A 10,616-nucleotide genomic window follows, 5' to 3' on the forward strand; every position below is an offset into this window, starting at 1 on the left:
AATAACTGAGCAAATTAACTGTTCCGGTTTAGTATTAGGGTCTGGTTCGAGGTTAAATTAATGGGGTGACAAATGATGAGATAAATTCGCCTCCCCCCACCAATAATAACTGAGCAAATTAACTGTTCCGGTCTAGTAGTAAGATTTAAAGGTAGTAGCTCGTCTAAACTAAAATTGTGAGTAAAACCCAACGCTAAAATCCCCCCAACCCCCCTTGGAAAGGGAGGAGAGGTCTATATTTTCTATCTACCCACATTTTTAAGCTAGGCGAGCTAGTAGAATGAGGTAAAGTTTGGTTTTAATTTTCAGGGGAAAGCTAATCTTTATATTACTAAAGAATAAAAGAATGAACGGACAGTTAGAAAAATCTATTGTTTTAATTACCAGTGCCAATAACGACTCTCGCAAAGCAAATATTATTGGTACTGGGTTTGCTTTTTATCAACAAGAAAATTACACTTATTTGCTGACTTGCGCTCATGTTGTTGAGGATGTGGGTGGTGAGGAAAATGTATTGGTAAATAATATTTCCGCAGAAGTTGTGGCAATAGGAGATACTCAGGGTTTTGATTTGGCTGTTTTGCGAGTCAAAGAACTTTTGTCTGTTCTTCCTTTAGGATTAATGATGTTACCTGGAGAGCTAGAAATAAGTTTAAAAATTTCAATTCCTGGTTATTTTCTTTGGGGTCAAAATAAGGTGCGTCGTCGCAAAACAATCAAGGGAATTATGATGGTTGAAGCTGGTGAAGAAAAGGCTTTCCAGATTATCAAAAATGTGGGAGAAGAAGTTGCTATTGGGAAGCTAAAAATAGAAGTTGGTAAATTGCAAAAAGGTTATAGTGGGGCACCTGTTGTAGATTTAGAAACAGGTTTTGTTGTGGGCATAACTACTCACATGGAGGGGAAAAATGAAGAGGAAGGAAAGGAGGGAACGGCAATATCTATTGAAGCTTTGAAGAAGATTTGGCCTGAAATGCCTCCTGATATTTTTAACTCTTACTTGGAAAAATTTGACGTAATAACTGTAAACATAAAAGGGGAAGAAATTAATCGTCATTCCTACAAAGCAGTATTTTTCACTGAACATTTGGGTAATGGTGTGATGTTGGAAATGGTGGCTATTCCTGGGGGTACTTTTATGATGGGTTCGCCAGAAAATGAAGTAGGAAGACGTGATAGTGAAAGTCCGCAACATGAAGTTACTCTGCAACCTTTTTATATGAGTAAATATGCTATTACTCAAAACCAATATCAAATAATTATGGGTAAAAATCCTTCTGATTTTCAAGGGGGAAACCGCCCAGTAGAATGTGTGTCATGGTACGATGCGACAGAATTTTGTCAAAAGCTATCTCAGAAAACTGGGAAAAACTACAGACTACCGAGTGAGAGTCAGTGGGAATATGCTTGTCGTGCAGGTACAACCACACCTTTTTATTTTGGAGAAACTATAACGTCTGAGTTAGCTAACTACAATGGCAATGATATTTATGGCAAGGCACCTAAAGGTAAATATCGAGAAGAAACAACAGATGTAGGGAGTTTTCCTCCTAATGCTTTTGGTTTATATGATATGCACGGCAATGTCTGGGAGTGGTGCGCTGATGACTGGCATAAAAACTATGAAGGTGCCCCTACTGATGGTAGTGCTTGGCTGGAAAATGATGGAAAAGAACATTATCTCGTACTGCGTGGCGGTTCTTGGCTAATCATTCCTGATGGCTGCCGTTCCGCGTATCGCAACTACAACGCTGGGCGCGACATCCTCAACTACAATTTTGGCTTTCGTGTAGTATGTGATGGCGGGAGAATTACATGAAGTCAGAAGTCAGAAGTTAGAAGTCAGAAGTTTAGACTTGATTGTCCCTTCAGAAAACTCAGGGTTTACACATAGTATGTTAAGAATGTATATGTGGAAAATTAATCAGATTAGTAGATGGCTCAAAAAGCGTACCAATTTAGATTTTACCCAACTCCAGAGCAGGAAAATTTGTTGCGGAGGACTTTGGGTTGCGTGCGTCTAGTCTACAACAAGGCTTTAGCAGCAAGGACTCAAGCTTGGTATGAACAGAAGCAAAGAGTGAGTTACAAGCAAACTTCAGCTATGCTGACGAACTGGAAAAAACAGGAAGATTTAGATTTCCTCACAGAAGTCAGCAGTGTTCCATTACAGCAAGGTTTAAGACACCTACAAACTGCTTTCACTAATTTTTTCAGTGGACGGACTAAATATCCTAACTTCAAGAAAAAACGTAATGGTGGTAGTGCCGAATTTACGTCATCAGCATTTAAGTGGAAAGATGGTCAAGTCTACCTAGCTAAATGTGCTGAACCATTGGCTATCAGATGGAGTAGGCAATTACCACCAGGTTGTATCCCTAGTACAATCACTGTCAAACTTGAGCCTTCTGGAAGATGGTCTGTGTCTTTGAGAGTTCATGACACCAGAGATTTGAGGCTTAAACCGATTAAGAAGGAAATTGGTATTGACTTAGGAATTACCAGTCTATTAACTACCAGCGATGGAGAAAAAGTAGCTAATCCTAAGAATCTCAACAAATTACACAAAAAACTGAGATTAGCCCAAAAGTCTCTATCTAGAAAAACCAAGGGATCTAATAACTATCAAAAAGCCAGACTGAAAGTAGCTATAATACACGCCAAGATTAAAGACTCAAGACTGGACTACACCCATAAGCTAACTACTCAACTGATTAGAGAAAATCAAACTATTGTGGTTGAGGATTTGGCAGTAAAAAACATGGTGAAAAATCACAAATTAGCAAAAGCTATCAGTGATGCTAATTGGGGAGAAATACTTAGGCAATTAGATTATAAGGCCAAATGGTATGGACGGGAATTAATCAAGATTGACCGATACTTTCCTAGCTCTAAACGTTGCTCTAGTTGTGGTCATGTACTAGAAAAATTACCTCTAAATATTAGAGATTGGGATTGTCCTCAGTGTGGTACTCACCATGATCGAGACATAAATGCAAGTATAAACATTTTGGCTGCGGGACTCGCAGTGTCAGTCTGTGGAGCGACTGTAAGACCATCTGGGAGTAAATCTCGGAAGGCGGGTGCTATGAAGCAGAAAGCCCCTAACAGCGATGCTAGGGAATCCCGCGCTGTCTCGTAGAGCAGCGTTGGGAGAATGTCAATGTAAATATCTGCCATAGTTATTTGAAAGGAAATTGAATTGAGAGAAATAGTTTCGCTCACTTCGTTATATTCTGAAAAAATCCACTGTTTATGAGCAGTTTTATAATATTTTTCTACTTGCATTGCGTATTGGTCTATGAGTAAATATTCTTGAAATGTAGGAATAGTTCTATAAGCTGCAAATTTTTCGTCTTTGTCATAATTCCTAGTATAAATTGGCAAGACTTCGGCAATTATTAGAGGATTGATAATAGTGTCTTTTCTTCCTGTTTGTAATTGCAAGTCTCCTGAAGTAACCATCACATCAGGATAAGTATAGATACTTTTATTCGGAATCAAAAGTCGTTGATATGCCACAAAAACTCGATATGATTGACTTTTTAGAGAAAAATTTAAAGCAGCGCTGAAGTTGAGAGATATCTGATTATGATTTGGAGTACTGCCAGTTATGGAAATAATTTCACCATTGATATATTCGTGTCGTTGTTGTGAGTTAATTTCAAAGTTTAAATATTCTGTGGGGGTATAGTTTTTTTGTTGTTGAATTTGCATAATTTTCAGTTTTTAGCGATCGCTAAGAAAGGCAGAAGGGAATATTGGTTCAAAGGGAAAAGGTTTTTTGATCGCTGATTATCCAGACATAATATTACAGCATATTCCAAGTATATGAAGTACAGATATTAATAATTAAATGAATGCAAGTGCGGGCATCTTGCCCGCGAGGGGTGTGCCTCACTAAGGTGGAATCTGCTGTATTGGTAATCCTGCATAGTAATGTTAGATAGGAACAACCAATGCTTAGAGTATCGGCATCCTGTACGGGAGCAAGATGCTCCCACTATTGTGCTTCCTAACAAAAATAATTACAATGCAGCACCATAGCTATTTTTTATTGTTAAAATTTTAACCAAAGCTGACTTTTTCAAACAGCCATTTTCCGGCGAATAAAACTCTCTACAGATTCCATTTTCATTTCAAATATTGTCTCTAAATTCTCAATTTCTTCTGGAGTGCAGAAAAATTCATTTGCCAATAATACTCTTAAAGTACCTAGACTTTTTTGTAAATCAGAATTAAATAATCCCACAGTATTTCGTAATCCATCAAATACAAATAAAGGTGGATTAATAACTATTGGTTCCCGGTTAAAAATTCTACTAAATATCTGAGAAATTTCTCCTCTAGAAATAATTTCTGGTCCGCCTACAGGAAAAGTTTGATTACAAGCAGCTTCTACAAAAACAGAATCCACAGCAATTTTTGCCAAATCATCTGTACTAACTATTGAAGTGCGATTTTTGTCATCTCCAATAAGTAGATAAATTCCTGTATCTTTAAATCTTTCTGCCAGTGGTAATAAATTAGATGCAAAACCAGAAGGTTGCAAAATAGTATAATTCAAACCACTCGTTTTGAGATATTTTTCTACCTCTCTTTTTGCCTTAAAAGTAGGTGAATCTTCATATCCTCTTTCTGCTCCCAAGACAGAGATAAATACAAAATGTTTAACACCAACTTTCACCGCAGAATCTATTAGTTCAATATTAGCTCGGTAGTCAATTGCTTGAACATCACCCGCACCACCATGGGCACTAATAATATATTCAACTCCTTGACAAGCTTTTTCAATATCTTTGTCTATTTTTAAGTCACCTATGAAGATTTCAGCACCACGATTTTCTAATTCAGAATAAGAAGAATTTAGTCTGGCAAAAGCACGGACTAATATTTCTCTTTCTCTCAAAATTCTGATTATTCTTTGCCCTAAGTCTCCGGTTGCTCCTGTTACTAAAAACATAATTCTTTTTTGTTGGTTATTAATAGTTTAATTGAAAAATTAACAGCATATTTCGGGGAAACGAGGTACAGGGTAAATGATGAAAATATTGTAGTGCGGGCATCTTGCCCGCGATAGGTGTACCTCATAACAACGGGAAACGCTATATCAACAGGACTTACGCATAACCGCCATATCTAGTAGGGGCGAATGGCATTCGCCCTCTACGGATAGCGTATTGCCTAATAATTTGCGTAAGTCCCGATCAAATAAAAAGCGAATTTCATCTCAGTTAGGTACACTACTGGCGAGTAAGATGCTCGCACTGGATGCACTTCTTCCTTCTTCCTTCTTTCAAAATTCCACAATAACTGGTGTATGGTCGCTAGGTTTTGGTAATTGTCTTGGAGATTTGTCAATTATACAACTTGTGGCTTTTTGAGAAAGGGGCAAACTCAGATAATGATGGTCAATACGCCAACCACGGTTACGACGAAAACCTCCTGCTCTATAATCCCACCAACTGTAGTGACCTCCTTCACTGGTAAACTGGCGAAAGGCATCTACTAATCCCAATTTGAGAATTTCTTGTAAAGCTTGGCGTTCTGCATCGGATAATCCCACAGAATTTTTACAACCTTCTGGATCGTGAATATCTCGGTCTTCTGGGACAATATTAAAATCTCCACAAATACACAAGTTTGGTGATTTGTCAAGAACAATTTTGATATATTCTTGCAAAAGTTTCAACCAATGAAGTTTATAGTCGTATTTTTCACTACCGACACTAGCACCATTAGGAACATAAAGATTCAGAATACGAACATCATTTATTACCCCAGTAATTAAACGTTTTTGTATGTCAAAATCTCCCACTTTATCTTCACCTAAAATAGGTGCAAACCCACTACTAACATCTTGCATTGGGGAAAGACTAAAAATTGCTACACCATTATAAGATTTTTGACCAGAAACATAAGTATGATAGCCTAATTCTTCAAAGGGCGATCGCGGAAAATCTTGGTCAATAACTTTGGTTTCTTGTAAGCAGAGAACATCCACAGGATTTGTTTGTAACCATTCTATAACTTGTTGTTGACGAGTTCTAATTGAATTTACGTTCCAAGTAACTATTTTCATAATTTTAAGAAGGAAGAAGGAAGAAGGAAGAGGGAAGAAGGAAGAAGGAAGAAAGAAGGAAGTTGGAAATATTAAGGAATAGGGAAGAAGGAAGAAAGAAGTTAGAAATATTAAGGAAGGAAGAAGAACGCTATACCTTCTTTCTCCGCATCTCCGCACCTTCTGATATCAAGTCTCATTAGTTAGCCATCATAAATTAGCTATTTTTAGTCATCTTTAGATAACTTCTGCTTTGAGACAAGAAATTTATTTCTTGGCGTATGACATGGCTCGCCAAGAAATAAATTTCTTGGCTAATAGTTTAAGTCATCTTAAGATGACTCTTGACAAGTATGCCATCTTTTTATGTTGTGGTTAATCAATGCAACTTGATATGACTCCTAACTCCTAAATTCTAATTTTTGACTTTTGAATTAAAAATTTTGACTTTTGAATTCTAACTTTTGACTTTTGAATTTCAAAACCTCCGAAATTCTAACTTTTGAATTTTGACTTTTGAATTTAAAATTCTGACTCCGAAATTCTAACTTTTGAATTTTGAATTTAAAATTCTGACCCCTAACTCCTAACTCCGAAATTCTAACTTTTGACTTTTGAATTTCAAAACCTCCGAAATTCTAACTTTTGACTTTTGACTTTTGAATTTAAAATTCTGACTCCGAAATTCTAACTTTTGAATTTTGAATTTTGACTTTTGAATTTCAAAACCTCCTAAATTAAAAATTCTAACTTTTGAATTTAAAATTTTGAATTTTGAATTTAAAATTTTGACTTTTGAATTAAAAATTCTAACTTTTGACTTTTGACTTTTGAATTAAAAATTACTTTTGAATTTTGAATTTTGACTTTAAAATTCTATCGCCCAAATTGCCATTGCTCTGAGATAATGACTAGCTCGAAAAGTTCCGTCAGCAGTAATAGCTTCTGGAGTACGAAATTGTAAACCATTTTCATAAATTTGTCGCACCACTGCTTCAGTTATTTCAAAAGCTTTATCCTTCATTCCCATTTGCACCATAAAAGCAGCTAAACCAAAATTAATTCCAGTCCAAACTTCTAATGGATGGGTAGCATCAGGATTTTCTGGAGAACCATCCGGTAATACTCCATTCACTGCTCCAAACTTACCATTATGAAACTTTTTAAAACAAGAATTATAGACAGTATTCAAAGCAGAAAAAGCACATTCAGTAGGTACAATACCCGGCAAATTTAATAACCTAGCATAAAATTGACCGCATAATTGGTCAGCCATTACCACTTCCGAATTACTATCACTATCCAAACGATAAAATTCCCCATTCCATAACTTTTCTTGATAAACAACTAATCCTTTTTCCAACCAACTTTGATAAACAGAAATCTGATTATTAATAGCATCCACAGAATTTTTATCGACCTCAGACTGAAAACCTTCCGGTGGATAATAAGGAATTTCCCTCGGATGCTCAATTAAAACCTTCCCAATAGCGATCGCCCCTTCCAAAGCAGCTAACCATAACCCACCACAATAAGCACTCACCCCCCGCAACTGCCAATCATCAAAAGTTTGGTCCGGTGCCCCCTCATTTTCAGGAATACCATCATCATCCTTGTCAAAAGCCTTCAAATATGCTATAGTATCCACCACCGCAGACCAACATTCCCAGAGAAACTCATAATCATCTGCACCAGTCAACAAAAAATCCCGATAAACCTGCAACACAAAATCACTAGACAAATCCTTCCATTGATTGCAGTCTTGATAACTGGTATAATTAGTCTTTTCCCAAGGATGCTCATTGGGTGCGCCCAAATCATGGGGAGTTGCTCCCGCCTTTTTTCTGACCGCCGATGCTTGATTGTAACCAATAATTCTTGGTGTATCATCCGCAGTTGAAATCGCCCTTGCAAAAGCTAACAACACCGACTTATCCAAATCCGGCCACAACATCAACAGAGCAAAAGAACCATATAATCTTACATCCAAACTCTCATACCAACGATAATCCAAACATTCCAGTACAGCAAACTGACCTTTAGGATCGCGATCGTCAGCAGCACTCCAGAGAGTACCCCCACTGGTGAGGTCGTAAAGTTCGTTAAACAAAGCCATCTTAAACCAACCAGGCAAATCTTCCCGTTGCAAAATCGGGTTTTGCCAAGTCTCAATATTCTCGCGCCAAGTCTGATAGTGTTTCATCGCAGTACGAATTATCGACCAGGCATTTTTGCCATTGCGACCATAAAAATCTGTATAACGGCGATAATATGAAACTCCAGCGCTAAACTCAGTCAAGGGCAAATCCCAAGCTAAGAAAAAAGGAATTTTCCGAGTTTTCCCCGGTCTGAGAGTAAAACGAACAGACATAGCCACCCCAATTTGCTCTCCCTCAGTTGCAGGTAGTTCATTGTATTCATCTATGAGAGTTCCATCCATTGCAAAGTAGCGCCAGACTTCCTCCCCATTCCCCGCAGGATTCCAGCGTGTATGATAATTAACTTCCACAGCAGCATTAGTAAAAGTTCCGATCGCCATTTGACCTTCTCCTTCTGCGGGGTCATCAGCAATACTCAACTTAGTCATTGTGCAACCGATACGATGGAAATCTTCCACTAATAGATTAAAGTTGTCTGTACTTTCTCCCCACCGTGGTTTGTATTCATAAACTGGAGTGCCATCATCTCGCACTTGCACTTCTGGTGTTTTCACAGAATTGGTAAACCAACCGATGGTATTTTGCCAAGTGAGCAGAATGCTGAGAGTGATGGGTTCATCGGTGGGGTTGTGAGCGACCCATTCAAAGATGGCAACGGGGTAACTGGTCTCTTGATAATTACCTGCCCAAATTGGGGAAAATTGTTCGCAGCTTAATTGTGCGGTAAATACGTTTTCATAGACAAACCAACTGCGGGGATAAAGAGCATGATAAGTGCCAGTATGTAATCCTGCTTTTTGTTTCGGATACCACTGCCAAGTTGAGAGACTGCCATCAGTTGGTGGTTCGGTACATAGAGCATAAGCTTGTTTGTGGCCTTTTGTTTCTTCAAAAATGCTAAATTGACAGGCAGGTAAATTTTGATAAATGTGTTCGCCGCCGTCGAGATGCCAGAGATTAAAATCGCCCCGTGGAGAGCGACCTATCGCACCTGCACCGAAACCACCAAGAGGCATTCCGTGCCAAGGTCCATCATCAAGGTTACTGCTATAGCGCACTGTGTAAGGGTTGTCCCAATCAAGACCAATGGGACGATTCCAGGTATAGGGGGGAATGTTAGTGTTAGGGGTAGGATTTTGTTTATTCATAGGGGTAGGATTTTGTTAAAAGCGCGCGCTAAAAATATCAGGACTTACGCAAAGACAAACCACAATATATAGTGTATACTAATTAAGGCGATCGCCTAGCCTAGCTCCGCAAACGCTATTTCGTTTAAGCGATCGCCTAGCCTTGCTGATTCCATTCCAATTTCAATTTCATTCTTTTCTTCTTCAACTTCCCTTTAAAAACTAATATACACTATCAGCGCTAGATATATTCAGGACTTACGCAAAGGTACTATGCATAGAGTTTAAAAGTTGTTGCGTAATAGTTTTAAATCTATATCTAGCGTCTGTGGGTAAGTTCTAATTTAGATAGGGTTTGCTGTTTGCGCAGCATTCCGCAGAAAAAGCTGACCGCTAATAGCTGTTTGCGCAGCATTCCGGAGGAAATGCTTACGATGGGGGAAGCTAGAAAGATTTGTTCAACAATTAATAATTAATAATTTAATAATTACCTCTTCTGTAATAGAAGGATTGGCTAAAAGGAATTTTTTTCTCCATAAATGGAGAGGCTTTATACCTTAATTTTTCAGTAAGATAAAATTATTTAAAAAGCGTTTCATTTGTCTTTACTGCTTCAAGATTTTAACCTCAATTTTTACATTTTTTAAACGCTGATAATAGTTTTATTTTTTCCTCTAATTATATTAGACCAATTTGAAAAAAGAATGTTACGAATAATATTGGAAATTCTGACTCCTGAATTCTGAATTCTGACTCCTAATTACCACCAAAATCTTACAACTCAAATAGCATTGCTAATATAATAGCTAATAATTAAGCTTATAGTTTTGTTTGAGCAATAAGACAAATATTTGACTTGCTAAAGCAAAACTACAAACAAAAAATTTATTATACAAACATAATATAAAACTTAAGTAAGTAGGTCGGTGTTAAAATTTGTCGCTATGTAACAAAATGTAAATTCCCTCAAATTAACTGTAGGTGAAAGCTTTGAGCTGGTTTACAAAACTTAATGTAGTTAAGCTTTTTTGTGCGTACCTACTTAGACTCAGCTATCTTGATAATTAGGCTAAAATAATACGTTAAATATAGAAATTACTAAGGATTTAAAAGAATGGAATCTCAAACAATTGATCCTTGTAGTGCAACATTTAACCTACTCAAAGCTATTTACCTTGAATCTGTATAGCATCACCAGTTAAAGTGATGGCTGTTGCCTGCAAAGCTCGCAACATAATATTACGAGCGCCGTTCCAATCCCTATGGGCA

Annotated in this window: 5 protein-coding genes and 1 pseudogene; 2 read left to right on the forward strand and 4 right to left on the reverse strand. The window is 37.4% G+C overall.

The window, feature by feature from the left end; genetic code table 11:
• The first annotated feature begins 346 nt into the window (after positions 1–346).
• Together F6K15_RS38760 and F6K15_RS30975 are read left to right on the forward strand one after the other, a co-directional pair.
• On the forward strand, positions 347–1,819 hold the full coding sequence (locus F6K15_RS38760; RefSeq protein WP_363269075.1) for an SUMF1/EgtB/PvdO family nonheme iron enzyme: 1,473 nt from the start codon (positions 347–349) through the stop codon (positions 1,817–1,819).
• Positions 1,820–1,936: 117 nt separating this feature from the next.
• Positions 1,937–3,142: an RNA-guided endonuclease TnpB family protein gene (locus tag F6K15_RS30975; protein WP_293068823.1), complete on the forward strand. Its 1,206-nt coding sequence runs from the start codon at positions 1,937–1,939 to the stop codon at positions 3,140–3,142.
• A 47-nt stretch (positions 3,143–3,189) separates the two neighbouring features.
• Here the strand turns inward: F6K15_RS30975 and F6K15_RS30980 are convergent.
• The 4 genes and pseudogenes from F6K15_RS30980 to F6K15_RS30995 all read right to left on the reverse strand — a co-directional run.
• Positions 3,190–3,717, reverse strand: a pseudogene (locus F6K15_RS30980) (Uma2 family endonuclease); the annotation flags it as partial.
• Between the two features lie 370 nt (positions 3,718–4,087).
• Positions 4,088–4,963 carry an SDR family oxidoreductase gene (locus tag F6K15_RS30985; RefSeq protein ID WP_293068826.1) on the reverse strand — a complete coding sequence of 292 codons (876 nt, stop codon included), beginning with the start codon at positions 4,961–4,963 and terminating at the stop codon, positions 4,088–4,090.
• 333 nt (positions 4,964–5,296) lie between these two features.
• Entirely contained in the window at positions 5,297–6,082 is a 786-nt protein-coding gene (xth, locus tag F6K15_RS30990) for an exodeoxyribonuclease III (RefSeq protein WP_293068829.1), read from the reverse strand.
• An 847-nt stretch (positions 6,083–6,929) separates the two neighbouring features.
• Complete coding sequence (locus tag F6K15_RS30995; protein WP_293068831.1) at positions 6,930–9,368, reverse strand: GH116 family glycosyl hydrolase; 2,439 nt, start codon at positions 9,366–9,368, stop codon at positions 6,930–6,932.
• Between the last annotated feature and the right edge of the window lie 1,248 nt (positions 9,369–10,616).

It is taken from the genome of Okeania sp. SIO2B3 (assembly GCF_010672525.1).
In the GTDB taxonomy this organism is placed as follows: Bacteria; Cyanobacteriota; Cyanobacteriia; order Cyanobacteriales; family Microcoleaceae; genus Okeania.

Coding starts and splice junctions, on each gene's coding strand:
- F6K15_RS38760 (WP_363269075.1), top strand. CDS start 347: ATGAACGGACAGTTAGAAAAATCTATTGTTTTAATTACCAGTGCCAAT.
- F6K15_RS30995 (WP_293068831.1), bottom strand. CDS start 9,368: ATGAATAAACAAAATCCTACCCCTAACACTAACATTCCCCCCTATACC.
- F6K15_RS30975 (WP_293068823.1), top strand. CDS start 1,937: ATGGCTCAAAAAGCGTACCAATTTAGATTTTACCCAACTCCAGAGCAG.
- F6K15_RS30985 (WP_293068826.1), bottom strand. CDS start 4,963: ATGTTTTTAGTAACAGGAGCAACCGGAGACTTAGGGCAAAGAATAATC.
- xth (WP_293068829.1), bottom strand. CDS start 6,082: ATGAAAATAGTTACTTGGAACGTAAATTCAATTAGAACTCGTCAACAA.